A 26,884-nucleotide genomic window follows, 5' to 3' on the forward strand; every position below is an offset into this window, starting at 1 on the left:
GCCGCTTGTCCGTATGCTGGGTATATCCTGCAATGCCGTTGCGGATCAACCGAAGCGGCCGGTAATGTAGTCTTCGGTTTCCTTGCGGTGCGGCTTGATGAAGATCTTCTCGGTCTCGCCGAACTCGATCAGCTCGCCCAGGTACATGTAGGCGGTGTAGTCCGAGCAGCGCGCGGCCTGCTGCATGTTGTGAGTGACGATCACGACCGTGTACTCGTCCTTCAATTCGGCGATCAGTTCCTCGATGCGGCCCGTGGAAATCGGGTCCAGCGCAGAGCACGGCTCGTCGAGCAGCAGCACTTCGGGCCGGATGGCGATGCCGCGCGCGATGCACAGGCGCTGCTGCTGGCCGCCCGACAGGCCGTAGCCAGACTGGTGCAGCTTGTCCTTGGCCTCGTTCCACAGTGCGGCCTTCGACAGGGCCCACTCCACGCGGTCGTCCATTTCCGAGCGCGACAGCTTCTCGAACAGGCGCACCCCAAACGCGATATTGTCATAGATCGACATCGGGAACGGCGTCGGCTTCTGGAACACCATGCCCACCTTGGCGCGCAGCAGCGAAATGTCCTGCTTGCTCGTGAGCAGGTTCTCGCCGTCCATGTTGATCTCGCCCTCGGCGCGTTGCTCGGGGTACAGCGCGAACATCTTGTTGAACGTGCGCAGCAGCGTCGACTTGCCGCAGCCGGACGGGCCGATGAACGCCGTGACCTTGCGGTCCGGGATCGACATGTTGATGTTCTTGAGCGCGTGGAACTGGTTGTAGTAGAAGTTCAGGTTCCGCACGTCGATCTTGGCGCGCACGGTATCGGGAATATCGATGACGGTAGAGGTCATGCTGATGTCTCGCTTGAATTCGGTAGTCAGGTCAGGCGTGATGCGTGGCGCCGCTTATTTCTTGAACAGTACGCGGGCGATGATGTTCAGCGCCAGCACCCCGACGGTAATCAGAAACACGCCGGCCCAGGCCAGTTGCTGCCATTCCGTGAACGGGCTCATGGCGAAGCGGAAAATCGTCACGGGCAGGTTGGCCATCGGCTTGTTCAGGTCGGCGCTCCAGAACTGGTTGGACAGCGCGGTGAACAGCAGCGGCGCGGTTTCGCCGGCGATACGGGCCACGGCCAGCAGCACGCCGGTCACGATGCCCGCGTACGACGACTTGACCGTGATCGACATCACCATCTTCCACTTCGGCGTGCCCAGGGCCACCGCCGCTTCACGCAGCGCGTTCGGCACCAGGTTCAGCATGTTCTCGGTGGTGCGGACCACGATCGGGATCTGCAGCAGTGCCAGTGCGCAAACCCCGGCCCAACCCGAGAAGTGGCCCATGCGGGTCACGACCAGCGCGTAGACGAACAGGCCGATCACGATCGACGGCGCCGACAGCAGGATATCGTTGATGAAGCGGGTGACAGAGGCCAGGGGCGACTTCTGGCCATACTCGGCCAGATAGATGCCGGCCAGGATGCCCAGCGGCGTACCGACCAGCGTCGCTACGCCCACCAGCACGAAGCTGCCGAAAATGGCGTTGGCCAGACCACCGCCGGCGGTGTTCGGGGCCGGCGTCATCTGCGTGAACAGGTCGAGCGAGAGGCCGCCCACGCCCAGCGAGATGGTGGTCCAGAGAATCCACGCGAGCCAGAACAGACCGAACCCCATGGCGCCCAGCGAGGCGGCCAGGGCAAGGGCGTTGGTGCGACGGCGAGCGCCCTGGAGCCGTGTGCGGACAGCTTCGGAATCGGGGCGGACGGCGGGAATGGACGAAGTAGACACGGCTTGACTGGCTTGATTCATTTGCCACCCTCATTCTTTGCAAGACGCAGCAGCAGGATCTTGGACAGCGCCAGCACGACGAACGTGATGAAGAAGAGGATCAGACCCAGTTCCATCAGCGCCGCGGTGTGCAGGCCGGCACCGGCTTCGGCGAATTCGTTCGCCAGCGCGGAAGTGATGCTGTTGCCGGGCGAGAACAGCGACGCGTTGTCGAGCAGGTTGGTATTGCCGATCACGAACGTGACGGCCATGGTTTCACCCAGCGCGCGGCCCAGGCCGAGCATGACGCCGCCGATCACACCGGCACGCGTGTAGGGCAGCACCACGCGCCACATCACTTCCCATGTGGTGCAGCCGATGCCGTAGGCCGACTCCTTGAGCAGCACGGGCGTGACCTCGAACACGTCGCGCATTACCGAGGCGATGTACGGGATGATCATGATCGCCAGGATCACGCCCGCGCACAGCAGGCCGATACCCAGCGGCGCGCCCTGGAACAGCTTGCCGATCACAGGCACCTGCCCCACCGTATTGGCGAGCGGCTTCTGGAAATACTCGCCAAAGATCGGCGCGAACACGAGCAGGCCCCACATGCCGTAGACGATGGACGGCACTGCGGCGAGCAGCTCGATGGCGGTGCCGAGCGGCCGGCGCAGCCACACGGGCGACAGCTCGGTGAGAAACAGTGCAATGCCGAAGCTGACCGGCACGGCGATGATGAGAGCGATCAGCGAGGTCACCAGCGTGCCGTAGATCGGCACGAGCGCGCCGTACACGTCGGCGGGCGGATCCCATTCGGCGGTCCACAGGAACGACGGGCCGAACTGCTTGATCGACGGCCACGCGCTGATGGCGAGCGATACGATGATGCCGCCGAGCAGCAGGAGGGTGACGATGGCGGCGCCGCGGGTCAGGCCGCCGAACAGGATGTCGCCAAGGCGGCTGGGAGGCCGGACGGCTGGAAGATCGGACGTAGTCGCCATGATGGAAATCGGTAGGTGGAACATGTGCCGCGGTGCCGGCAGGGCCACCGCGGCCCCGTCACGCCGGCCCGTTCCGCGCTCAGGCGGTTCGGGCTCGCGTGCCGGGCCGTACTTCAGTACAGCAACAGCTTAGTACAGGGCCTTGCCCGAACCGTCCTTGATGCTCTGCTTCCAGGTCGCGCGGATCTGGTTGGCAACGGCGTCCGGCAGCGGCACGTAGTCCAGGTCCGAAGCCATGGCACCGCCGCTCTTGTAGGCCCAGTCGAAGAACTTCAGCACTTCCTGGCCCTGTGCGGGCTTTTCCTGGTTCTTGTGGACCAGGATGAACGTCGCGCCAGCGATCGGCCATGCGCCCTTGCCCGGCTGGTTCGTCAGGATCTGGTAGAACGTCTTGTTCCAGTCGGCACCGGCAGCGGCGGCCTTGAACGCGTCGTCGCTCGGCTGCACCACTTCACCTGCCGAATTCTTCATCGTCAGGTACGTCATCTTGTTCTGCTTGGCATAGGCGTACTCGACGTAGCCGATCGCGCCATTCAGACGCTGCACGAAAGCGGCCACGCCTTCGTTGCCCTTGCCGCCCGTGCCGCCACCCGGCCAGTTCACGGTCGTGCCCTCGCCTACCGAGCTCTTCCAGTCATTGCTGACCTTCGACAGGTAGTTCGTGAAGATGAACGTCGTACCCGAGCCGTCAGCGCGGCGCACCGGCAGGATGTCCTGGCTCGGCAGCTTGGCCTTCGGGTTCAGGGCCTTGATCGCGGGATCGTCCCACTTCTTGATCTTGCCCAGGTAGATGTTGGCCAGCACGTCGCCGGTGATGGTCAGCTCGCCCGGCTTCACGCCTTGCAGATTGATCACGGGCACCACGCCGCCGATCACGGTCGGGAACTGGATCAGGTTGCCCTTGGCCAGTTCGTCGTCCTTCAGGGGAGCGTCCGAAGCGCCGAAATCGACCGTCTTGGCGTTGATCTGCTTGATGCCGCCCGACGAGCCGATGGATTGATAGTTGACCTTGTTACCCGTCGCTTTTTGGTAGGCGTCAGCCCACTTGGAATACACGGGCGCCGGGAAAGAAGCGCCTGCACCGGTAATTTCCGCCGCGAACGCAGTACCCGCCACCACAATCGACACGATGCCTGCCACGGCAGTCTTGACCAGCTTCATATGTCCTCCAGAGAACATTGGTTGGGAATGACAAATTTTTGACAAGGCGAACTGTATGCTGCTTGTATGACAGTTCCATGACATCTCGAAATCTTCTTCAAAGGCCTCGCCAAACGGCCAATATTCCGGACCCGTCACGAAACCGCCTCCTTGCCATGCTTTAATCGCCACTTTCCCCGCCGAACTCGTTGGCATGACTTCAGGTCGATAGCTTTGTCTGTTAATTGCAAAAATAGTAGAAAAGAAAACGCCACGGACCGGAAGACCGTGGCGTCGATGAGCTTGCCGCCGGGGCCCACCGGGCCCGGCGCGACTGTCAGGCCGCGCGCAATGCGTCGGCCAGCGTCTGCGCAGCGCGTTCGGCGGTCTCCACCTGTTCGGCTTCGACCATCACCCGCACCACCGGCTCGGTGCCCGAAGCGCGAATCAGCACGCGGCCACGGCCTTCGAGTTCGGGCTCGATACGCTCGCGAGCGGCCTTCAGGCCGGCGTGGCTCTGCCAGTCGAAGCCCTTCTCCACGCGCACGTTGATCAGCGTTTGTGGGAACAGATGCACGCCATCCAGCAGTTCCGCCAGCGTCTTGCCGCTGCGGCGCAGCGCGGCCAGTACCTGGAGCGCCGACACAATGCCGTCGCCCGTCGTATGCCGATCCAGGCACAAAAGGTGTCCCGAACCCTCGCCGCCGAGTTGCCAGCCGCGCTTGTTCAGTTCCTCCAGCACATAGCGATCGCCGACCTTGGCGCGAACGAAATCGACACCCAGGCGCTTGAGCGCCAGTTCCACGGCCATGTTGGTCATCAGCGTGCCAACCGCGCCTTCCACCTTCTGGCCGGACGCCTGACGGTCCCGCACGATCAGGTACAGCAGCTCGTCACCGTTGTAGAGCCGGCCCTGGGCGTCCACCACCTGCAGGCGGTCAGCGTCACCGTCGAACGCCAGGCCGACGTCGGCACGATGGGTGCGCACGGCTTCCACGAGCTTTTCGGGCGCGGTCGCGCCATAGCCGGCGTTGATGTTTCGTCCATCCGGCTGATTGCCGATCGGAATCACCTCGGCGCCGAGTTCGTGGAACACATGCGGTGCGATGTGGTAAGCCGCGCCATGCGCGCAGTCCACCACGACGCGCAGGCCGTGCAGGTCCTGCTCATATGGGAACGTGCTCTTGCAGAACTCGATATAGCGGCCGGCAGCGTCCTCGATGCGCTTGGCACGCCCCAGATCCTCCGAGCGCACGCACATCATCGGCTCTTCCAGCAGCGACTCGATCTTCGCCTCGACCTCATCGGGCAGCTTGTCGCCCGAGGCCGAGAAAAACTTGATGCCGTTGTCGTAGTAGGGGTTGTGGCTGGCCGAAATCACCACCCCGGCTGCCAGGCGCAGCGCACGCGTCAGGTAGGCGATGGCTGGGGTGGGCAGCGGGCCTGTCAGGCGCACGTTGACGCCCGCGGCCGTGAAACCGGCCTCCAGCGCGGCTTCCAGCATGTAGCCCGAAATCCGTGTGTCCTTGCCGATCAGCACGGTCGGCCGGCCTTGCGACGTCTTCTGCCCCAGGGCCAGTACCTTGCCGGCGGCATAGCCAAGCCGCATCACAAAATCGGGCGTGATCGGCACCTCGCCAACCCTGCCCCGTACGCCATCCGTCCCGAAATACTTGCGTGTCATTTGCTCATTCTCCTTGCTGCCCCTGTGGGACAACCGACTCATGGCGGATCGCCCACCAGACCTTGAGGGCGTCCACGGTTTGTTCTACGTCATGCACGCGCACGATATATGCGCCTTTCTCCGCAGCGCAGACCGCCGCGGCAATACTGGCCGCCACCCGGCCCTGCGGTGGCTTGCCGCCGACGATGGCCCCGAGCGTCGACTTGCGCGACAACCCGGCCAGGATCGGCAGCCCGTCGATCGCCAGCCGTGGCATCTGCCCGAGCAGGCGCAGATTATGATCCGGCGTCTTGCCAAATCCAAACCCCGGATCGAGCGAAATACGCGAATCGTCCACGCCCGCCGCACGCAGGGTTGACACCCGCTCGCGCAGGAAATCCGCCACTTCCGCCACCACGTCGGTGTACTGCGGAGCTTCCTGCATGGTCTGGGGATCGCGTTGCATGTGCATCACGCACAGGGCCGCCTGCCCCGCGGACACCGCCTCGACGGCACCGGGCATACGGAAGCCCCAGATATCGTTGATCAAATCGGCTCCGCCCGCCAGTGCGGCCCGCATCACCTCGGGCTTGTAGGTGTCGATTGACAACGGTTTGCCGCAGCCGGCCAGCGCTTCGACGATCGGCATGACGCGGTCGAGTTCCTGATCCAGCGGCAATGCCGCCGATCCCGGCCGGCTCGATTCCCCGCCGATGTCGATGATGTCGACACCTTCGGCAATCATTTGCTCGGCATGGCGCAGCGCGGCATCGCGCGAGGCGTGCTGCCCACCATCCGAGAACGAATCGGGGGTCACATTGAGGATGCCCATCACCAGCGGGCGGCGATTGCGGGCAAATCGATAGCGCCCGCACTGGAAGAACTCGGTCGACAAGATGTACACCTGAAAAACAAAAAGCCGGCGCACCAGGCACCGGCTTCGGAGGCTATCAGAATCCGCCGCGTTTGGAACCGTTGCAAACGGTCTGTTACGCGGCGGTGCAGCCCAATTACACCGTATCGTCGACGCGCGCCGTTGCGGGCGCGTTGGTCGGGGCTACGGGCGAACCACCCGGAGGCGTGCTACCGCCACCGCTCGGGCCCTGCAGGCCACGTGGCGGGCGCGGCGGCTTGCCGGCCATGATGTCGTTCACCTGGTCGGCATCGATCGTTTCCCACTCCATCAGCGCGTTGGTCATGGCTTCGACCTTGTCGCGGTTCTCTTCGAGCAGGCGCTTGGCCAGCGCGTATTGCTCGTCGATGATGGTGCGGATTTCCAGATCGACCTTCTGCTGCGTGGCTTCCGACACGGTCTTCGACGACAGCTTGCCGAACATGCCGTCCTGCTCGGTATCCACGTAGACCATGGCGCCCAGCGAATCGCTCATGCCGAAGCGGGTCACCATGTCGCGAGCGATCTTGGTGGCGCGTTCGAAGTCGTTCGAAGCACCGGTGCTCATGGCGTTGAGGAAGACCTCTTCAGCAGCGCGGCCGCCGAACAGGATCGCAATTTCCTCAAGCATGTTGTCCTTGTACTTCGAATACTTGTCGTGCTCCGGCAACTGCCAGGTCACACCCAGTGCCCAGCCACGCGGCATGATGGTGACCTTGTGGACCGGGTCGGCCTTCGGCAGCAGCTTGGCAACCACCGCATGGCCGGACTCGTGGTAAGCCGTGGCCTTGCGCTCTTCTTCGCGCATGACCGTCGACTTGCGCTCCGGACCCATGTAGATCTTGTCCTTGGCGTCCTCGAAGTCCTGCATGTCCACCACACGCTTGTTGCGGCGGGCAGCGAACAGCGCGGCCTCATTGACGAGGTTGGCCAGGTCGGCACCCGAGAAGCCCGGCGTACCCCGTGCGATCACCGATGCATCCACGTCGTTGCCGATCGGCACCTTGCGCATATGCACCTTCAGGATCTGCTCGCGGCCGCGGATGTCCGGCAGCCCCACGTAGACCTGACGGTCGAAACGTCCCGGACGCAACAGTGCCTTATCCAGCACATCAGCACGGTTTGTCGCGGCAATCACGATGACGCCAGAGTTGGCTTCGAAGCCGTCCATCTCGACCAGCATCTGGTTCAGCGTCTGCTCGCGCTCGTCGTTGCCGCCGCCCATGCCGGCGCCACGGTGGCGACCGACCGCGTCGATTTCGTCGATGAACACGATGCAGGGTGCCTGCTTCTTGGCGTTCTCGAACATGTCGCGCACACGGGCAGCGCCCACGCCGACGAACATTTCAACGAAGTCGGAACCCGAGATGCTGAAGAACGGCACCTTGGCTTCGCCGGCGATGGCACGCGCCAGCAGCGTCTTGCCGGTACCCGGAGGGCCAACCAGCAGCACGCCACGCGGAATGCGGCCGCCCAGCTTCTGGAATTTCTGCGGATCCTTCAGGAAGTCGACCAGTTCGACCACTTCTTCCTTGGACTCGTCGCAACCGGCCACATCGGCGAAGGTCACGGCGTTCTGGTTCTCGTCGATCAGCCGTGCACGGGACTTGCCGAACGAGAAGGCACCGCCTTTCCCGCCGCCCTGCATCTGCCGCATCATGTAGAACCAGAAGACGATGATCAGCAACGTCGGTCCCAGGTAGTACAACGCCTGGACCAGTACGTTCGGCTCGTCATCGGCCTTGCCGGTCACCTGGACCCCGTACTTCATCAGGTCGCCGACCATCCAGATATCACCCGGCGAGATGATGGTGTACTTAGCGCCTTCCTTCGGGGAGACCACCAGGTTACGGCCCTGCACGTCGACGCGCGACACCTTGCCGTTCTTGGCGTCATCCATGAACTGCGAATAGGTGACACCGTCCTGGGCACGTGGTTTGTCGAACTGCTTGAAGACGGTGAACAATACCAGCGCGATCACGAGCCAGATTGCCGCCTTTTGAAACAGGTTGTTATTCAAGGCCGAACTCCTTTGCAATTGCCTTGCCAACGGATAGCTGCATTGCATTGTAATGCAGCGCCCGTCCCCACAGGGAAATCTGATTCTATGAGCCTGATAGTGCCCGAGCCGTCCGATCCGGGCAAGCGGGGCAATGCCCGGCACAAACCCGGATACCCCTGCTTTCGTGGGGGTGGCCGTACACCGTCATGCATCCTGTCAGTCCACTGATTTCAGGTAACGCCCAAGAATAAAGGTTTCTGAAGACTTGTCGCGCGACGCCTTGGGCTTGCGCTTGGCGACAACCTTGAACTGACGCTTGAACTTCTCAACGATCTGGCTGTAGCCGGATCCGTGAAAACACTTGACCAGCAACGACCCCTCGGGCTTCAGGTGAGCCTGCGCAAATTCCAGCGCCAGATCACACAAATACTCGATCCGCGCGGAATCCGCCGACGCCACACCGGACAAATTGGGGGCCATGTCCGAGATAACAAGGTCAATTCTCGATCCGCCGGACGCCTCGAGCACCACCTTTTCGAGTTCCCGGAACACCTCCTCCTCCCGGAAATCGCCCTGGATGAAGGTCACATCGGCCACGGGCTCCATCGGCAGGATGTCGATCGCCACCACGGCGCCATCCGGCTTGCCGTCCTTGGCACGCGGCGACGCCGCCAGCTTGTTGCGCGCGTACTGGCTCCAGCTGCCCGGCGCGGCGCCCAGGTCGACAATCACCGAGCCGGGCTGGATCAGCTTGTCCTGGTCGTCGATCTCCTTGAGCTTGTAGGCCGCACGGGCGCGATAGCCCTCGCGCTGGGCCAGCTTCACATAGGGATCGTTAATGTGGTCGTGGAGCCACGACTGGTTGAACTTGTTCTTGCCCTTGGCCATTACTGAGACTTGCCTTCTTGCGGGAAAATCCGGCTGCACGGCCACAATTCAAGGCCGAACGCAGGTATTTCTCCCGATTTGGTGATCTTTGCCGCCTCCCGGCGACCTTTTTTCGCATGGTTGACGGATAATACGCGCCAATCCGAAATTTGCTGCTCCAATGCCCGCTCTACAACTGATCTCTGCCCAACGCTCCGAACTGCGCTCGCGCGCCCACGGCCTCAATCCTGTGGTCATGATCGGCGCCGAAGGCCTGACCCCCGCCGTCCTGGCCGAAATCGACCGCAGCCTCGCGGCACACGACCTGATCAAGATCCGGGTATTCGGTGATGAACGCGATACGCGCATCGCCATTTACGACGCCATCTGCGACGAACTCGACGCCGCACCGATCCAGCATATCGGCAAGCTGCTCGTCATCTGGCGTCCGGGCCCCGCCCGCCTCAAGGAGAACCAGCCGGACGACATGGGCGCTGCCCGCCGTCGCCTCGGTACCGGCGCCGCGCCGCGTACCGTCATGGTCCGCAAGGCCACCGGCTCCACCCAGCGTCGCGCGCCCCGCACTGCCGTCAAGGTGCTCGGCAATGAACGGGTGACGCAGGCCGGCAACGTCAAGCGAGCCCGCGCACGGCCCACCAGCCAGAAAAAGAAGTCGCTGGGCTGACCGGCAGAATCAGATTGGCCACGGGCCAATCGGTTCCCTGATCCAGCAAGAAAGGCGGCCATGGCCGCCTTTTTCATTTCCCGAAACGCTCCGGGACGTTCTCGCCGCCTTACTCTCCAGCCGCGCGTGGCGCACTGGCACGCCACACCAGCACCAGGGCCAGCAGGCTCTGCAGCAGGTAGAACACGCTCGACACGCCATGCAGCATGCCGAACTGGCTTCTGTATGGCGAATCGGACACACCCAGGTTCATCGCCTGGGCCTTGACCTTGAGTCCTTCCATGAACGGCTGCAGGCCAAAATAGCCCGCCAGCACGCACACCAGCATGGCCAGCACGATCCAGCGTAGCGCCCGGTAACGCGCGGCGCCCCGGCGGATCAGCACATTGCACAGCACCAGTTGCAGCACGCCGACGGTGACACCCAGGATCGCCTCATAGCGGAACAGGTGCCCGGCAATCATGCCCGCCGTCTCGCGGCTGGGCAGTACGGCGAACAGCGTCGGCGCCACCATGTAGCCCACCGTCCACAGGCTGCCTGCCCAGACTACGGTCAGCAGCAGGAAGATGCGGTGCGGCAGCGGCGGCAGATTCGAGTACGAAGACGAGAACACCCGTGCCCCGCCGCGTCAGATGTAACGGACGGTGATGACTTCGTATTCGCGTTCGCCGCCCGGGGCCAGCACGGTGGCGACATCGCCTTCGAACTTGCCGATCAGGGCGCGTGCAATCGGGGAACTGACCGAGATCTTGCCGCTGTCCAGGTCGGCTTCGTCGTCGCCCACGATCTGGTAGCTCACGGCCTTGCCCGATTCCAGGTCTTCCAGGTCCACGGTGGCGCCGAAGACGATGCGGCCGTCGGTATCCAGTTGGGTCGGGTCGATAACCTGGGCGGCGGACAGCTTGGCTTCCACTTCCTGGATGCGACCTTCGATAAATGCCTGCTTTTCCTTCGCGGCGTCGTACTCGGCGTTTTCCGACAGGTCGCCCTGGGCACGCGCCTCGGAGATGGCGTTGATCACCGCGGGACGTTCGACGGCCTTGAGGCGCTGCAGCTCTTCCTTCAGGAGTTCGGCGCCACGCTTTGTAATCGGAATGGTGCTCATTGTCTCGTTCAACAAAAAAATGAGCCGCAGCGGAGCTGGAACCATGCTCCGGCAGCGATTCTGCCGGTCAGCACTTCCGCTCGACCGCGGCTTTCAGATGGGATCGACCCGGCACCGGGGCGCGGATCGATCAGCGAATTCGACGTAGTTTAGGCCAGAACCGCCGCCGGTTTCAACCCGGCGGCAGCGCCGCGGCACGGGGTATTCCCCCGCACCGCAGCATTGGCGGCAGTGACAGGCCTGAATCAGGCCAGTTGCTTGTGCAGGCCCTGCAGGTCGTAGACCTCCAGGCTTTGCATGTGCTTCAGGCCCTCCACGGCGGCGTTGGCGCCGGCGATCGTGGTGTAGTACGGCACGCGGTTGGCCAGCGCGGCGATCCGGATCGAACGCGAATCGGCAATTGCCGTGCGCGTCTCGTCCACGGTCGTGAAGACCAGGGCCAGTTCGCCGTTCTTGATCATGTCCACGATGTGCGGACGGCCGTCCTTGACCTTGTTGACCACGCGGACCGGAATGCCGGCGGCCTCGATGGCCGAAGCCGTACCGCGCGTGGCAACGATCGGGTAACCCAGGTCGTGCAGCATGCGGGCCACGGTCACCGCGCGCGGCTTGTCGCTGTCCTTCACCGTAATCAGCACGGTGCCCTTCTCGGGCAGGCGCGAACCGGCCGCGAGCTGGCTCTTGAACAGGGCTTCGCCGAACACCTTGCCCACGCCCATCACTTCGCCGGTGGAACGCATTTCAGGTCCGAGGACCGGATCCACGCCCGGGAACTTGTTGAACGGGAACACGGCTTCCTTGACGCTGAAGTACGGCGGCACCACTTCGGCGCCGATACCCTGCGAATCCAGCGACTGGCCGGCCATGCAGCGCGCGGCGATCTTGGCCAGCGACAGGCCGGTGGCCTTCGACACGTACGGCACCGTACGCGACGCACGGGGGTTCACTTCCAGCACGTAGACGACGTCTTCGCCATTCTTCTGCTGGATCGCGAACTGCACGTTCATCAGGCCGACCACGTTCAGCGCCTTCGCCATGGCGGCAGTCTGGCGCTTCAGTTCGTCGACCGTTGCCTGCGACAGCGAGTACGGCGGCAGCGAGCAGGCCGAGTCGCCCGAGTGCACGCCAGCCTGTTCGATGTGCTCCATCACGCCGCCGATAAACACGCGCTGGCCGTCGCACAGGGCGTCGACGTCGCACTCGATCGCGTCGTTCAGGAAGCGGTCCAGCAGCACCGGCGAATCGTTCGAGACCTTCACGGCCTCGCGCATGTAGCGTTCCAGGTCGCGCGGCTCATGCACGATTTCCATCGCGCGGCCGCCCAGCACGTACGACGGACGCACCACCAGCGGATAGCCGATTTCCTCGGCCAGGCGCAGCGCTTCGTCCTCGGCGCGAGCCGTGCGGTTCGGCGGCTGGCGCAGGCCCAGGTCCTGCAGCAGCTTCTGGAAACGCTCGCGGTCTTCCGCGGCGTCGATCATGTCCGGGCTCGTGCCGATGATGGGCACGCCATTGGCTTCCAGGTCCAGCGCCAGCTTCAGCGGGGTCTGGCCGCCGTACTGGACGATCACGCCCACCGGCTTTTCCTTGTCGACGATTTCCAGCACGTCTTCCAGCGTCAGCGGCTCGAAGTACAGGCGGTCCGACGTGTCATAGTCGGTCGACACGGTTTCCGGGTTGCAGTTGACCATGATGGTCTCGTACCCGTCTTCGCGCAGCGCCAGCGCGGCATGCACGCAGCAGTAGTCGAACTCGATACCCTGGCCGATCCGGTTCGGGCCACCGCCCAGCACCATGATCTTCTTGTTGGCGGTCGGGTCCGCCTCGCACTCGCCATGCTCGGCTTCATACGTGCCGTACATGTAAGCGGTGTTGGTGGCGAACTCGGCCGCGCACGTGTCCACGCGCTTGTAGACCGGGCGCACGTTCTGCGCCACGCGCGCCTCGCGCACGGCCTTGGCGTCGGTCTTCAGCAGGCGGGCCAGACGACGGTCCGAGAAGCCCTTCTGCTTCAGGAAACGCAGTTCGGCGGCCGACAGGCTTTCCAGCGTGCGGTTGCGCACCAGGCCTTCGGTCTTGACGATGTCTTCGATCTGGGCCAGGAACCACGGATCGATGTCGGTCTCGGCGTGCACTTCTTCCAGCGACATGCCCAGGCGGAACGCGTCGCCCACGTACCAGATACGGTCCGGGCCCGCTTCGCCGATTTCCTCGACCACTTCGTCGCGGTCGGTGGACTTCTCGTCCAGGCCGTCCACGCCCACTTCCAGGCCGCGCAGCGCCTTCTGGAACGATTCCTGGAAGGTACGGCCCATGGCCATCACTTCACCGACCGACTTCATCTGCGTGGTCAGGTGGCTGTCCGCCGCCGGGAATTTCTCGAACGCGAAACGCGGCACCTTGGTGACCACGTAATCGATCGACGGCTCGAACGACGCCGGGGTCTGGCCGCCGGTGATTTCGTTCTTGAGCTCGTCCAGCGTGTAGCCCACGGCCAGCTTGGCCGCGACCTTGGCGATCGGGAAGCCCGTGGCCTTCGAGGCCAGTGCCGACGAACGCGACACACGCGGGTTCATCTCGATCACGATCATCCGGCCATCCTTCGGATTGATCGAGAACTGCACGTTCGAACCGCCGGTGTCGACGCCGATCTCGCGCAGCACGGCCAGCGACGCGTTACGCAGGATCTGGTATTCCTTGTCGGTCAGCGTCTGGGCCGGGGCCACGGTGATCGAATCCCCGGTGTGGATGCCCATCGGGTCCAGGTTTTCGATCGAGCAGATGATGATGCAGTTGTCCGCCTTGTCGCGGACCACTTCCATCTCGTATTCCTTCCAGCCGAGCAGCGATTCCTCGATCAGCAGCTCGCGCGTGGGCGACAGGTCCAGGCCGCGCTTGCAGATCTCTTCGAACTCTTCGCGGTTGTAGGCGATGCCGCCGCCGGTGCCGCCCAGCGTGAACGACGGGCGGATCACGATCGGATAGCCGGCGGAGCCGGTTTCCTGGGCGATGCGCGATTGCACGGCCACGGCCTCGTCCATCGAGTGGGCGATGCCCGACTTGGCCGAACCGAGACCGATCTTGGTCATCGCGTCCTTGAACTTCTGGCGGTCTTCGGCCTTGTCGATGGCTTCCGGCGATGCGCCGATCAGCTCCACCTTGTACTTGTCCAGCACGCCATGGCGATGCAGGTCCAGCGCGCAGTTCAGCGCGGTCTGGCCGCCCATGGTCGGCAGGATGGCGTCGGGGCGCTCCTTCTCGATGATGCGCTCGACCACTTCCCAGGTGATGGGCTCGATGTACGTCACGTCGGCCGTGTTCGGGTCCGTCATGATGGTCGCCGGGTTCGAGTTGACCAGGATGACCTTGAAGCCCTCTTCGCGCAGCGCCTTGCAGGCCTGTGCGCCGGAGTAGTCGAATTCGCACGCCTGGCCGATGATGATCGGGCCTGCGCCGATGATTAGGATGCTCTTGATGTCTGTGCGCTTTGGCATTGCACGCTCTCTTTATTGGCCGGTCCGCAAGTTCCCGCGGTCCGTACCGGATATCAGGTTTTGGATCGTCAGCCCAGGGTGGCCGTGGCCAGCTTGGCGCCGAAGCCGATGAACATCGCGCCGACGCCGCTCGACATGCCGGCGGACAGGCGCCGGCGGCGGCGGAACGCATCGGCCAGCCGCGCGCCCACGAAGATGATCGTCGTCAGGTACGCGAAGCTGCAGATCTGGCAGACCAGGCCCAGCGCCACGAACGACAGCGCCGGATACGCGAACTGCGGATCCACGAACTGGATGAAGAACGAGATGAAGAACAGGATGGCCTTCGGGTTCAGCAGGCTGATGACCAGCGCCTTGGTGAATGGGTTCGAAGACTTGTCCACCGGCACGGCCACCGCCTGCGCGGCAGCGGGATCGGCCGGCTTCGCCCAGTTGCGCACTGCACCGCGCAACATCTGGAAGCCGATCCAGCCCAGGTAGCCGGCGCCCACGTACTTGATCACGTGGAACAGCGCCGGGCTGGCCTTGAGCAGCGAAGCCACGCCCGCGGCCGACAGCACCATCAGGATGGCATCGCCGAGGAACACGCCGCACGCACCCTTGTAGCCCGCACGCACGCCGCGCTGGGCGGCCACCGACAGCACATACATCGAGTTCGGCCCGGGCAGCAGCACAATGAAGATCGTGCCGAGCACATAGGTCCAGAAATCGGTGATGCCGAAGCTGGCGTGCATGAAAGCAGTCATGGCAGGTGGATTCCGTTCAGGTCTCTCGTTGCATCAAACGCGCCGCGTCAGGCGGCAGCCTTGGCGCGTGCGTCCTGCATCAGCTTCGTGAAGCGGTCGAACAGGTACGCGATGTCATGCGGACCCGGCGACGCTTCGGGGTGACCCTGGAAGCAGAAAGCAGGCTTGTCGGTCAGCGCGAAGCCTTGCAGCGTGCCGTCGAACAGCGACGTATGCGTCACACGCGCATTGGCCGGCAGCGTCGCGGCATCCACGGCGAAGCCATGGTTCTGCGACGTAATCACCACACGGCCGTCGTCGTGGTCCTTGACCGGATGGTTTGCGCCATGGTGACCGGTGCTCATCTTGAGCGTCTTCGCGCCCACGGCCAGCGCCATGATCTGGTGACCCAGGCAGATACCGAACGTGGGGATGCCGCGGGCAATGAACTCGCGCGTGGCGGCGATGGCGTAATCGCACGGCTCGGGGTCGCCGGGGCCGTTCGACAGGAAGATGCCATCGGGATTCAGCGCCAGGGCGTCGGCCGCGCTGGCTTGCGCCGGCAGCACCGTCACCTTGCAGCCGCGCTCGGCCAGCATGCGGAGGATGTTGAACTTGACGCCGTAGTCATAGGCCACCACGTGGAACTGCGGCTTGTCCTGCTTGCCATAGCCTTCGCCCAGCTTCCATTCGGTCTGGGTCCACTCGTACGGTTCCTTGACCGACACCACCTTGGCCAGGTCCATGCCCGACAGGCCCGGGAACGAGCGCGCCAGGTCGATGGCCTTCTGCACGTTGTCCTCGCCCGCCAGGATGCAGCCGTTCTGGGCACCCTTCTCGCGGAGGATACGGGTCAGCTTGCGGGTATCGATGCCGGCAATCGCCACGACCTTTTCCTGCTTCAGGTAGTGCGCGAGCGTGTGTTCCTTGCGGAAATTGGAGGCCAGAAGCGGCAGATCCTTGATGATCAGGCCGGCGGCATGGACTTTCGTGGCTTCTACATCCTCAGGATTGACGCCGTAATTGCCGATATGCGGATACGTCAGCGTGACGATCTGCCGGGAATAGCTGGGGTCGGTGAGGATTTCCTGATAACCGGTGATGGCGGTGTTGAACACCACTTCGCCGATCGTATGGCCGGAAGCGCCGATGGAATAGCCACGAAAGACCGTGCCGTCTGCAAGCGCGAGGATGGCGGACGGAAAAGACGGTAACACGGGTAGGCTCCTGCTGGACTCACCCCGTGACCGACCTGCTCAACGCCTCGTGCCCCGTAGGCGGCCCAACATGGGGCCGGCTGGCGCATGGCTTTTTCATCACATTTTTGCAGTGCATGAAAAACGCGCGCAATCGGGGCGGCGGAAGGTGGAATACGGTAGGCGCTAGGGTGAAGGGTTCTGAAAGCGAAACTTTCGAATTATATCCCGCCGCACCCAATTTCTCAAGTATTCAACAACTTACGATGGACAGAAGCGGCGCGCGGCTTACCTGTCATCGAAATGACATGCGGCCGCACAGCCGCGCTCCGCCAGTTTCCCGGGGGATTTACACCGTCGGCGGGACCACCGCCGTGACTTCGATTTCCACCTTGGCGCGTGGCTCCACCAGATCGGCCACTTCCACGGCCGTCATCGCCGGAAAATGCCTGCCCACGATGTCTCGATAGTGCTGGCCGATGGCCTTGTAGGCGCCCACGTATTCGGCCTTGTCCTTCACATACCAGGTCATGCGCGCGATGTGTTCGGGCCGCGCCCCGCCCTGCTCCAGCACCGCCACGATATTGCGCAGCGCCTGCGCCACCTGCAGCGCAAAGTCGTCGGTCTCGAACTCGCACTGGCCGTTCCAGCCAATCTGGCCGCCCACGAAGATCAGGCGGCTGCCCACCTGCATGTCGGCCTGGATGCCATTGGCGTAGCCCTTCGGCGCTGCCCAGTCGGGCGGTTGCAATGTCTTCAGCATGTTGGGTCCTCTCGGTGTTGCCATCGTTTGGTTTGTTCAGGCTCGCGCGGCGGGCGCCAGGTAGCGCCCCATCGCGGTGCGCACGGGGTCCGGCAGCGGCTGCGGGGCCATCTGGCGCGTGTCCACGCAGACCAGGCGCTGGGAGATGGCCATGCGCGTGTCGCCGTCCGGCCCGGCAAAGCGGATCTCCACGGCAAAGCTGCTGCGGCCGATGTGCGTCACGCGCAGTTCGCGCGACAGCCGCTCGCCCAGGCGGCTCGGGGCCTCGAAGCGGCATTGCAGCTCGGCCGTCGGAATGCCCGCGTGCGCCGCCCCGTGCATGGCGTCGAACGGCCAGTCCAGCGCCTCGGCGAACCAGTCTTCGATAAAGTCGTTCAGCATCTCGAAGTAACGCGGATAGAACACGATGCCGGCGGCGTCGCAATGCTTGAAGCGGATGCGCACGTGGTTGCGGAATACCTCGCTCATGACCGTTCGCTCACGGCTGCCCGCCTTCGTTCGCCATCTGCCGTAGCCGGAAGCGTTGCAGCTTGCCCGTCTCGGTGCGCGGCAGCGCGGTCACGAACTCGATGCGGCGCGGATACTTGTAGGGCGCGATCTCGCGCTTGCAGTAGTCCTGCAGGGCGGCACACGTGGCCTCGTCGGCCGCCACGCCGGGGCGCAGCACTACGTAGGCCGTCACCACCTGCCCGCGCTCGACGTCGGCCGCACCCACCACGCCGCACTCGGCCACGAACTCGTGCTTCATCAGCGTGCCCTCCACCTCGGGGCCGGCGATGTTGTAGCCGGCCGAGATGATCATGTCGTCCGAGCGGGCCTGGTAGAAGTAGTAGCCGTCCTCGTCGGCCATGAAGGTATCGCCGGGCAGGTTCCAGCCATCGCGCACATAGACTTCCTGGCGCGGGTCGTCGAGGTAGCGGCAGCCGGTGGGGCCGCGCACCGCGAGCTTGCCCACGGTGCCCGGTGGCACCGGCTGCATGTTGTCGTCAACAACGCGCGCCTCGTAGCCGGGCACCACGCGGCCCACGGCACCGGGCCGCACATCGGCGCCGGCGCTGGACACGAAGATATGCATCATCTCGGTCCCGCCCAGCCCGTCGGTCATCTCGATGCCGGTGGCAGCCTTCCAGGCCTGGCGCGTGGCGTCGGGCAGCGCCTCGCCGGCCGACACGCTCTTCTTCAGGCTGCCGATATCGAAATTCCTGGCCAGCGCGGCCATCTGGCGGTAGAAGGTGGGCGCCGTAAACACCACGGTGGCGCGATGGTCCTGGATCAGCTTGAGCAGGGTCTCGGGCGTGAGCTTCTCGGCCAGCGCCGTGCTGGCGCCGATGCGCAGCGGGAAACACAGCATGCCGCCCAGCCCGAACGTGAACGCGATCGGCGGCGTGCCGCAGAACACGTCGTCCGGCGTGGGCTTCAGTACGTGGCGCGGGAACAGGTCGCACATCGCCAGCACGTCGCGGTGGAAATGCACGGTGCCCTTGGGCTGGCCCGTGGTGCCGCTCGTGAAGGCGATCAGGCAGATGTCGTCGGTGGCGGTGTCGCAGGCGGCAAACGTATCCGGCTTGCCCTCCATCGCGGCTTCCAGCGACCCCGTACCGGCGCCGTTGAAGTACCGTACCGTGGTCAGCGTCGGGCAGAAGTGCTCGCCGTCCGCGCGCTGGTTGGCGTCGAGTTCGTCGCGCAGCCGGGCGTCGCACAGCGCGGCCGTGACCTGCGCCTTGTCGATGATCTGGCGCAGTTCCTTGGCGCGCAGCAGCGGCATCGTCGGCACCGCGATCAGGCCCGCCTTGACGGTGGCCAGCCAGCTGGCCGCCATCATCAGGTTGTTCGGCCCGCGCAGCAGCACCCGGTTGCCCGGCACCAGCTTCATGTCTTCCACCAGCACATGGCCGATGCGGCTGACCAGTGCCGACAGTTGCGCGTAAGTCACCGTCTCGATGCGCCCGTCGCGCTCGTGGCGCACCGCCACGCGCTGGCCGTTGCCTTCGGACACATGGCGGTCCACCAGTTCCACTGCCGCGTTCAGCCGTGGAGGGTAGCGCGTGTCGTCGTTGAACTGGAATACCGGCCAGGTATCCGCTGGCGGCAGGCGGTCCCGGGCGAAGGTGTCGACGTGCGCGGTGGCGGCACTCGGGACGATGGTGGGGGCGACCATGCTTGTCTCCTGTTCGATTCGGATTCGATGCCTCAGGCCTGGCGCGCGGCCAGCGTCTCGCGCGCGATGATCAGCTTCTGTACCTCGGTGGCGCCTTCGTAAATGCGCAGCGAGCGGATCTCGCGGTACAGGCTCTCCACGCGCGTGCCAACCTTGACGCCCAGGCCGCCAAAGATCTGCACTGCGCGGTCGATCACCTGCTGGGCGTTCTCGGTGGCCACCATCTTGGCCATGGCCGCCTCGCGCGTGGTGCGCTGCTGGCGCACGTCACGCAGCCAGGCCACGCGGTAGGTCAGCAGCGCGGCCGAGTCGATGGCCGTGGCCATCTCGCCAATCGCGGCCTGCGTCAGCTGCAGGTCGGCCAGCACGCCGCCGAACATCGGCCGCGACGTGGCGCGCGCCAGTGCGTCGTCCAGCGCGGCGCGGCCAAAGCCCAGCGCGGCCGCCGCCACCGACGCGCGGAAGATGTCCAGCGTCATCATCGCCACCTTGAAGCCTTGCCCCGCCTCGCCCAGCCGGTTGCCCACCGGCACGCGGCAGTTGTCGAAGCGCAGCGTGGCCAGCGGATGCGGAGCGATGACGTCGATACGTTCGGCAATCGACAGGCCCGGCGCATCGGCATCGACCACGAAGGCCGTAATACCGCGCGCGCCCGGCGCCTCGCCGGTCCGCGCGAACACGCAGTAGAAGTCGGCGATGCCGCCGTTCGAGATCCAGGTCTTGGCGCCGTCCAGCACGTAGTGGCTGCCGTCGTCGGACAGGCGCGCGCTGCACTGCATCGCCGCCACATCGGAACCGGCCTCGGGCTCCGACAGCGCAAAGGCCGCAATCGCCTCGCCCCGGGCCACGCGCGGCAGATAGCGCTCGCGCACCGCATCGCTGCCGGCCAGCGTGATCGCACCGGAGCCAAGGCCCTGCATGGCGAAGGCGAAGTCGGCCAGGCCGTCGTGACGCGCCAGCGTTTCGCGCAGCAGGCACAGCGCGCGGGAATCCAGCGCCGGCAGCGCGCCGCCGAAGGCCGCCGGCACGCAGTAACGCAGCCAGCCCGCCTGGCCCAGCTGCCGCACCAGCTCCCGGCACGCCGCATCGGCGTCGTAATGATCGATATCGCGCAGGTGTTCGCCGCACCAGCCATCCAGCTCGCGCTCAAGCTGGCGATGCGCGTCGTCGAAAAAAGGCAGGTCGAGATAGGTCTTGTCGCTCATGCCGGCTCCTCAATCGCCTTCGAACACCGGCTTCTGCTTCGCCACGAACGCGTCGTAGGCGCGCCGGAAGTCGCGCGTCTGCATGCAGATGGCCTGGGCCTCGGCCTCGGCCTCGATGGCCTCGTCCACGCCCATATTCCACTCCTGGTGCAGCAGCTTCTTGGTCACGCCATGGGCGAAGGTGGGGCCCGCCGCGATCTGGGCGGCCAGCGCCTGCGCCTCGGCCAGCACGATGTCCGACGCATGCAGCGCGTTGAAAAAGCCCCACTGCAGGCCTTCCTCGGCCGTCATCGAACGGCCCGTGTAGAGCAGTTCGCTGGCCCGGCCCTGCCCGATCATGCGCGGCAGCAGCGTGCAGGCACCCATGTCCGCCCCGGCCAGGCCCACGCGGACGAACAGGAAGGCCGTTTTGGCCTGCGCCGTGCCGAGCCGCATGTCGGATGCCAGCGCCATCATGGCGCCAGCGCCGGCGCAGATGCCGTCGATCGCACTGATCACGGGTTGCGGGCAGGCGCGCATGGCCTTGACCAGGTCGCCCGTCATGCGCGTGAAGTCCAGCAGTTCGGGCATCGACATGCGCGTCAGCGGCCCGATGATCTCGTGCACGTCGCCGCCGGAGCAATAGTTGCCGCCCGCGCCGGTCATCACCACGGCCTTGATGTCCGTGGCATAGCTCAGCGCGCGGAACAGGTCGCGCAGCTCGGCGTAGGAATCGAATGTCAGCGGATTCTTGCGCTCCGGCCGGTTCAGCGTGATCGTGGCCACCTTGCCGTCGGCCGACACCGACCACAGGAAGTGCTTCGGCTGGTAACCGGCAAAGGCGCGCTTGTGGTGGCGCATGTCCAGTGCTACGTCGCTCATCGTTTGTCTCGCGTTGGATTCGTTCGCCGCATTTGACTGTCTCCCGCTCCCTCGCCTGCGGCGAGGAAGGCGTAAAACCCAAGTCCCTCAACCCGCCATCACCTCGCCGCCGGCCACCGGCACGGCCTGCCCGGTGATGGCCGATGCCGATGGGCGGCACAGCCACGCCACGGCGTCGGCCACCTCGTCGGGCTGCACCAGCCGCCGCTGCGGGTTGCGCGCGGCCAGTTCGGCGCGCGCCTGTTCTTCCGTGCGGCCGGTCTTGCCGACGATATTGGCCACCGCATCGCGCACGATGTCGGTCTCGGTATAGCCCGGGCACACCGCGTTCACGGTGATGCCCTTCGCGGCCAGTTCCAGTGCCAGCGCGCGGGTCAGGCCGATCACGCCGTGCTTGGCCGCGCAGTAGGCACTGACATAGCCGTAGCCGATCAGCCCGGCCGTGCTCGCCACGTTGACGATGCGCCCCCAGCCCTGCTCAAGCATCGCGGGCAGCGCCGCTTGCGTACACAGGAAGGTGCCGGTCAGGTTGACGTCAAGCATGCGCTGCCACTGCGCCAGGTCGGTCTTGGCGAACGGTGCGCTATGGGCCTGGCCCGCGTTGTTGATCAGTACCGTGATCGGACCGCGTTCGCTGGTGGCCTGGGCAAAGGCGCCGGCCACCTCGTCGGCATCGGTGATGTCGGCCGCGGCCGCGCCCAGCGCCGCCCCGTCCACGGCCAGCGGCTCCAGCGCCTGCATGGCCGCATCCAGCGCCGTGCAGTCGCGGCCCACCAGCGTCACGCTCGCGCCCTCTTCCAGCAGCCGGCGTGCAATCGCCGCACCGATGCCGCGTCCGCCGCCGGTCACCAGCGCATGGCGGCCCTGCAAAGCCATCGCCATGATCACTTCCCCGGTTGCTGCGCGTACGAAGCCGCCCGCGCCAGGTTGGTTTCAAGCTGCCGCTTGCCGGCCACGTACTGCTTGGGCCAGGTAACATCGCGGAAGCCCAGCCGTGCGGCTTCGTGCAGCGTCCAGGCCGGGTCTGCCAGATGCGGCCGGGCAATCGCGCACAGATCGGCGCGGCCCGCCGCGACGATGCTGTCGACGTGGTCGGCCTCGAAGATGGCGCCCACGGCAATCGTCGGGATGCCGGCCTCGTTGCGGATGCGATCGGCGAACGGCGTCTGGTACATCCGGCCATAGACCGGCGCCTGTTCGGGGCTGACCTGACCGGACGAACAGTCGATCATGTCGGCGCCGGCCGCCTTGAAGGCGCGCGCAATCTCCACGGCATCGTCGGCCGTGATGCCGCCTTCGACCCAGTCGTGCGCCGAAATCCGCACCGACATCGGCTTGTCCTGCGGCCAGACAGCGCGCACCGCGGCAAAGACCTCCAGCGGAAAGCGCAGCCGGTTGGCCAGCGAGCCGCCGTAATCGTCGGTACGGACGTTGGTCAGCGGCGAGATGAAGCTCGACAGCAGATAGCCGTGTGCGCAGTGCAGTTCCAGCCAGTCGAAGCCGGCCTCGGCCGCGCGGCGGGCGTTGGCCACGAAGTCGTCGCGCACGCGGTCCATGTCGGCGCGCGTCATCTCGCGCGGCACCTGCGACACGCCAGGCAGGTAGGGCAGCGCCGACGCCGATTCCAGCGGCCAGTTGCCCTCGGCCAGCGGGTAGTCCATCTTCTGCCAGCCCAGCTGCGTCGAGCCCTTGCGGCCGGCATGGCCCAGCTGCATGGCGATGCGGGCGTCGCTGTTGGCGTGTACGAAATCGACGATGCGCCGCCAGGCATCGCGCTGCGTGTCGTTCCACAGCCCCGGACACCCCGGCGTGATCCGCGCGTCGGGCGACACGCAGGTCATCTCGGCCACCACCATGCCGGCGCCACCCAGGGCGCGCGAGCCCAGGTGCACCAGGTGAAAATCGCCCGGCACGCCGTCTACCGACGAATACATGGCCATCGGGCTCACTACCACGCGGTTCTTCAGCGTGACGCCGCGCACCGTAAACGGCGTGAACATCGGCGGCAGGCCCGCGTCGCCGCCGGCGGCGCGCAGCTTCAGCGTTTCCTGCGGCACGCCGGCCTGGGCGGCCAGCCATTGTTCGAACCCATCGACATAGCCGGCGTCGCGCACGCGCAGGTTTTCGTGCGAAATCCGCTGCGAACGCGTCAGCAGCGAATAGGCAAACTGCTCGGGCGCCATGCCCGCGTAGCGCTCGACATTCTCGAACCACTCGGTGGAATTGCGCGCGGCGTTCTGGATCTTCAGCACCTCCACGCTGCGCGTGGCCTCGTAGCGCGTCAGCGCCTCGGGTACGCCATCCACGCCAGCGGCGCGGTGCGCGCCGATCTCGCTGGCCAGGTCGATCGCGTCTTCCAGCGCCAGCTTGGTGCCCGAGCCGATCGAAAAATGCGCGGTATGCGCGGCATCGCCCATCAGCACCACCGGCACGCGACGGCCGTCGGCCAGCGTGTTCCAGTGCACCCAGCGGTGGCAGATCACGCGCGGGAAGCGGATCCAGTTGGCCGAGCCGCGCAGGTGCGTGGCATTGCTGATGAGCCGGTGGCCGTCCAGATGGCGGGCGAAGAGCCGCTCGCAGAACGCCACGCCCTCTTCCTGGCTCATCTGTTCGATGCCGGCGGCGCGCCACACGGGCTCCGGGGTTTCGACGATGAACGTCGACGTATCGTCATCGAATCGGTAGGCATGGGCCTGGAACCAGCCATGCTCGGTCTTCTCGAACGCAAACGTGAACGCGTCGAACAGCTTGTGGGTGCCCAGCCAGACAAAGCGGCACTGGCGCGTATCGATATCGGGCGCGAAGGTCCCGGCGTAGCGGGTGCGGATGCGGCTGTTGATGCCGTCGGATGCGATCACCAGATCGGCGTTGTACTGCTGGGCCAGCGCCTGGTCGTCGGTGGCGTCGGTCTCGAACACCAGCTTCACGCCCAGCGCCTCGCAGCGGGCCTGCAGGATGTTGAGCAGGCGCTTGCGGCCGATGCCGATGAAGCCGTGGCCACCCGAGCGGATCGTGCGGCCGCCAATATGAATGTCGATGTCGTCCCAGTGATCGAAGGCCGCATTGATTTCGGCCGCGCTGACCGGATCGGCCTGCTTCAGGTTTTCGAGCGTGGCATCGGAAAACACCACACCCCAGCCGAACGTGTCGTACGGCCGGTTGCGCTCGACCACCACCACCTCGTTGGCCGGGTCCTGCAGCTTCATCAGCAGCCCGAAGTACAACCCTGCCGGGCCGCCGCCAATACAGAGCACTCGCATCTGTCAGTCTCCTGCACGCCGTCGGCACCGGGCCGTGGCACTCTACATCAGGGTTAAATATTTTATGCTTAAAATATTAGGGCGCCTGACGATGGCTGGCAAGAAGAATTTTAGGCGGCGTCCGACATGGCGCCCTCTCCTGCCTACGCAGAAAAGGGCCGTCATCGTCACATCGGTCAGCCGAGGGCGTCTTTCACCTGATCCAGAGCGGTCGGGTCCTCAATCGTGGTCAGATCCCCCGGATCGCGCCCCTCTGCCACGGCCTGGATGGCGCGGCGCAGCAACTTGCCAGAGCGGGTCTTCGGCAGCGCATTGACGAAAAACACGCGCGCCGGTCGGGCCACCGCGCCCAGTTGCTGTTCGACAGTCTTCATCAGTTCGCCTTCGAAGATCAGCCGGTCGTCATCGGTGCTGGTGCGGCTGGCATCCCGGGCGATGCAGAAGGCCAGCGCCACCTGCCCCTTCAGCGCGTCCTGCACGCCCACCACGGCCACTTCGGCCACCCCCGGGTGGGACGACAGGCTTTCCTCGATCTCGCGCGTGCCCAGCCGATGCCCCGCCACATTGATCACATCGTCGGTGCGTCCGAGGATGAAGACGTAGCCATCGTCGTCGCGCACGCCCCAGTCGAATGTCGAATAGCACTGCCGGTTCGGCACCGCCGACCAGTAGGTGCGCACAAAGCGGTCATCGTCGCCCCAGACCGTGGTCATGCAGCCGGGCGGCAGCGGGTAGTCGATGGCCACCACGCCCTTCCGGTTCGGCGGACATTCCTCGCCGGTCACTTCATCGACGATCCGCAGGTCATAGCCGTAGGCCGGCACGCCGGGCGAGCCCAGCTTCGCCGGCAAGGCCTCGACGCCGCGCTGGATCGCGATGATCGGCCAGCCCGATTCGGTCTGCCAGTAGTTATCGACCACCGGCTTGCCGATGCCGTCCTGGATCCAGCGTGCCGTGGGTTCGTCCAGCGGCTCGCCGGCCAGGAACAGCAGCCGCAGGCTGGACAGGTCGTACTGGCGCAGCAGCGCCGGATCCTGCTTCTTGAGCACCCGGATGGCCGTGGGCGCGCTGAACATGATGTTCACGCCGTGCCGTTCGACGATCTTCCAGAGAATGCCGCCATCGGGACGGATCGGCGTGCCTTCGTACATCACCGTCGTCATGCCGGCCAGCAGCGGCGCATAGACGATATAGCTGTGCCCCACGACCCATCCCACGTCGGACGCCGTGAACATCGTGTCGCCAGGCTTGCCGCAGAAGATGTATTCCATCGACGTGGCAAGCGCCACCGCATAGCCGCCGGTATCGCGCTGCACGCCCTTGGGCTTGCCAGTGGTGCCCGAGGTGTACAGCACATACGATGGCTCGCTCGATTCCAGCCACACGCAGGGCACCTGCTGGCCCGCCATCCTGTCGCGCCAGGCGGCGTAGTCCTCGTCACGGCCGGCCGTGCGCGGCATGTCGGCCAGCTTGCGGTCCACCAGCAGCACCCTGTCCGGATGATGGCCTGCCAGCCGGATCGCCTCGTCGAGCAGCGGCTTGTACGGCACCACCTTGCCCGCGCGCGACCCTGCGTCGGCACTGACGATCACCCTGGGCTTCGCATCGTCGATACGCGCGGCCAGGCTGACCGAGGCAAACCCGCCGAACACCACCGAATGCACGGCCCCGATGCGGGTACACGCCAGCATCGCGAACATCGCTTCGGGGATCATCGGCATGTAGACCAGCACCCGGTCTCCGCGCTGCACACCCAGCGCCTGCAGCGTGGCGGCCATCCGGTTCACCTCGTCGTGCAGCTGGCGATAGGTGTAGACGCGCTCGGAATCGGTCTCGGTGGACGCATAGACCAGCGCGCGCTGGTCGGCCCGCTCGGGCAGGTGGCGATCGACGGCGTTGTGGCAGAGATTGGTCCGCCCGCCAACGAACCAGCGTGCGAACGGCGGATGGCTGTCGTCGAGCACGCGCTCGAACGGGGTTTCCCAATCGATGCGCGCAGCCTGTTCGGCCCAGAATCCGGCCTTGTCGGACAGGGAACGCGCGTGCAGGGCACGGCTTGCCGTCATGATGTGTCTCCTCCGCTTGTCGTTTGTCGTAATGCGGTGCGGATGGCTA

At 65.2% G+C, this 26,884-nt stretch carries 22 protein-coding genes; 1 reads left to right on the top strand and 21 read right to left on the bottom strand.

What is annotated here, in order from left to right:
* Positions 1 to 45: 45 nt before the first annotated feature.
* The 8 genes from pstB to BLQ58_RS01060 form a co-directional block, all read right to left on the bottom strand.
* The gene (pstB, locus tag BLQ58_RS01025) at positions 46 to 834 is read right to left on the bottom strand and encodes a phosphate ABC transporter ATP-binding protein PstB (RefSeq protein WP_061959259.1); all 789 of its coding nucleotides are present in this window, start codon (positions 832 to 834) and stop codon (positions 46 to 48) included.
* Between the two features lie 54 nt (positions 835 to 888).
* Positions 889 to 1,791: a phosphate ABC transporter permease PstA gene (gene pstA, locus BLQ58_RS01030; protein ID WP_092594155.1), complete on the bottom strand. Its 903-nt coding sequence runs from the start codon at positions 1,789 to 1,791 to the stop codon at positions 889 to 891.
* Positions 1,788 to 2,753, bottom strand: a complete 966-nt coding sequence (pstC, locus tag BLQ58_RS01035) for a phosphate ABC transporter permease PstC (protein WP_092594536.1) — start codon at positions 2,751 to 2,753, stop codon at positions 1,788 to 1,790. The genes pstA and pstC overlap by 4 nt, the downstream gene beginning before the upstream one ends.
* Before the next feature lie 129 nt (positions 2,754 to 2,882).
* Positions 2,883 to 3,914, bottom strand: a complete 1,032-nt coding sequence (pstS, locus tag BLQ58_RS01040; protein WP_092594156.1) for a phosphate ABC transporter substrate-binding protein PstS — start codon at positions 3,912 to 3,914, stop codon at positions 2,883 to 2,885.
* A 316-nt stretch (positions 3,915 to 4,230) separates the two neighbouring features.
* A complete protein-coding gene (glmM, locus tag BLQ58_RS01045; RefSeq protein ID WP_092594157.1) occupies positions 4,231 to 5,577 on the bottom strand; it encodes a phosphoglucosamine mutase in 1,347 nt (448 codons plus the stop codon).
* 4 nt (positions 5,578 to 5,581) lie between these two features.
* A complete protein-coding gene (gene folP / locus BLQ58_RS01050; protein WP_092594538.1) occupies positions 5,582 to 6,451 on the bottom strand; it encodes a dihydropteroate synthase in 870 nt (289 codons plus the stop codon).
* A 115-nt stretch (positions 6,452 to 6,566) separates the two neighbouring features.
* On the bottom strand, positions 6,567 to 8,468 hold the full coding sequence (gene ftsH / locus BLQ58_RS01055; protein ID WP_092594158.1) for an ATP-dependent zinc metalloprotease FtsH: 1,902 nt from the start codon (positions 8,466 to 8,468) through the stop codon (positions 6,567 to 6,569).
* A 198-nt stretch (positions 8,469 to 8,666) separates the two neighbouring features.
* The gene (locus BLQ58_RS01060) at positions 8,667 to 9,338 is read right to left on the bottom strand and encodes an RlmE family RNA methyltransferase (protein WP_092594159.1); all 672 of its coding nucleotides are present in this window, start codon (positions 9,336 to 9,338) and stop codon (positions 8,667 to 8,669) included.
* Between the two features lie 160 nt (positions 9,339 to 9,498).
* Between BLQ58_RS01060 and BLQ58_RS01065 the strand changes: the two genes are divergently transcribed.
* Positions 9,499 to 10,002: a YhbY family RNA-binding protein gene (locus BLQ58_RS01065; RefSeq protein ID WP_092594160.1), complete on the top strand. Its 504-nt coding sequence runs from the start codon at positions 9,499 to 9,501 to the stop codon at positions 10,000 to 10,002.
* 109 nt (positions 10,003 to 10,111) lie between these two features.
* Here BLQ58_RS01065 and BLQ58_RS01070 read toward each other — a convergent pair whose 3' ends face one another.
* The 13 genes from BLQ58_RS01070 to BLQ58_RS01130 all read right to left on the bottom strand — a co-directional run bounded on the left by BLQ58_RS01070 (position 10,112) and on the right by BLQ58_RS01130 (position 26,868).
* A complete protein-coding gene (locus BLQ58_RS01070; RefSeq protein ID WP_092594161.1) occupies positions 10,112 to 10,615 on the bottom strand; it encodes a DUF4149 domain-containing protein in 504 nt (167 codons plus the stop codon).
* A 15-nt stretch (positions 10,616 to 10,630) separates the two neighbouring features.
* Positions 10,631 to 11,107 (bottom strand): transcription elongation factor GreA, encoded by a 477-nt coding sequence (gene greA, locus BLQ58_RS01075; RefSeq protein ID WP_092594162.1) that lies wholly within the window; start codon positions 11,105 to 11,107, stop codon positions 10,631 to 10,633.
* A gap of 245 nt (positions 11,108 to 11,352) precedes the next feature.
* Positions 11,353 to 14,601, bottom strand: a complete 3,249-nt coding sequence (gene carB, locus BLQ58_RS01080) for a carbamoyl-phosphate synthase large subunit (protein ID WP_092594163.1) — start codon at positions 14,599 to 14,601, stop codon at positions 11,353 to 11,355.
* 68 nt (positions 14,602 to 14,669) lie between these two features.
* Positions 14,670 to 15,347: a leucine efflux protein LeuE gene (gene leuE, locus BLQ58_RS01085; RefSeq protein WP_092594164.1), complete on the bottom strand. Its 678-nt coding sequence runs from the start codon at positions 15,345 to 15,347 to the stop codon at positions 14,670 to 14,672.
* Positions 15,348 to 15,394: 47 nt separating this feature from the next.
* Positions 15,395 to 16,543 carry a glutamine-hydrolyzing carbamoyl-phosphate synthase small subunit gene (gene carA, locus BLQ58_RS01090; protein ID WP_092594165.1) on the bottom strand — a complete coding sequence of 383 codons (1,149 nt, stop codon included), beginning with the start codon at positions 16,541 to 16,543 and terminating at the stop codon, positions 15,395 to 15,397.
* A 328-nt stretch (positions 16,544 to 16,871) separates the two neighbouring features.
* Positions 16,872 to 17,285, bottom strand: coding sequence for a RidA family protein (locus BLQ58_RS01095; protein WP_092594166.1), 414 nt, complete (start codon positions 17,283 to 17,285; stop codon positions 16,872 to 16,874).
* A gap of 36 nt (positions 17,286 to 17,321) precedes the next feature.
* Positions 17,322 to 17,753: an acyl-CoA thioesterase gene (locus BLQ58_RS01100; RefSeq protein ID WP_092594167.1), complete on the bottom strand. Its 432-nt coding sequence runs from the start codon at positions 17,751 to 17,753 to the stop codon at positions 17,322 to 17,324.
* A gap of 10 nt (positions 17,754 to 17,763) precedes the next feature.
* Positions 17,764 to 19,443: an AMP-binding protein gene (locus BLQ58_RS01105; protein WP_092594168.1), complete on the bottom strand. Its 1,680-nt coding sequence runs from the start codon at positions 19,441 to 19,443 to the stop codon at positions 17,764 to 17,766.
* Between the two features lie 32 nt (positions 19,444 to 19,475).
* Positions 19,476 to 20,648 (bottom strand): acyl-CoA dehydrogenase family protein, encoded by a 1,173-nt coding sequence (locus BLQ58_RS01110; RefSeq protein ID WP_092594169.1) that lies wholly within the window; start codon positions 20,646 to 20,648, stop codon positions 19,476 to 19,478.
* A 9-nt stretch (positions 20,649 to 20,657) separates the two neighbouring features.
* On the bottom strand, positions 20,658 to 21,509 hold the full coding sequence (locus BLQ58_RS01115; RefSeq protein ID WP_092594170.1) for an enoyl-CoA hydratase family protein: 852 nt from the start codon (positions 21,507 to 21,509) through the stop codon (positions 20,658 to 20,660).
* A gap of 87 nt (positions 21,510 to 21,596) precedes the next feature.
* A complete protein-coding gene (locus BLQ58_RS01120) occupies positions 21,597 to 22,391 on the bottom strand; it encodes an SDR family NAD(P)-dependent oxidoreductase (protein ID WP_092594171.1) in 795 nt (264 codons plus the stop codon).
* Positions 22,392 to 22,393: 2 nt separating this feature from the next.
* Positions 22,394 to 24,769, bottom strand: coding sequence for a bifunctional salicylyl-CoA 5-hydroxylase/oxidoreductase (locus BLQ58_RS01125; RefSeq protein WP_092594172.1), 2,376 nt, complete (start codon positions 24,767 to 24,769; stop codon positions 22,394 to 22,396).
* A gap of 176 nt (positions 24,770 to 24,945) precedes the next feature.
* On the bottom strand, positions 24,946 to 26,868 hold the full coding sequence (locus BLQ58_RS01130) for a propionate--CoA ligase (RefSeq protein ID WP_302847623.1): 1,923 nt from the start codon (positions 26,866 to 26,868) through the stop codon (positions 24,946 to 24,948).
* Positions 26,869 to 26,884: the final 16 nt, after the last annotated feature.

It is taken from the genome of Ralstonia sp. 25mfcol4.1, from assembly GCF_900104095.1.
Lineage (GTDB): Bacteria > Pseudomonadota > Gammaproteobacteria > Burkholderiales > Burkholderiaceae > Cupriavidus.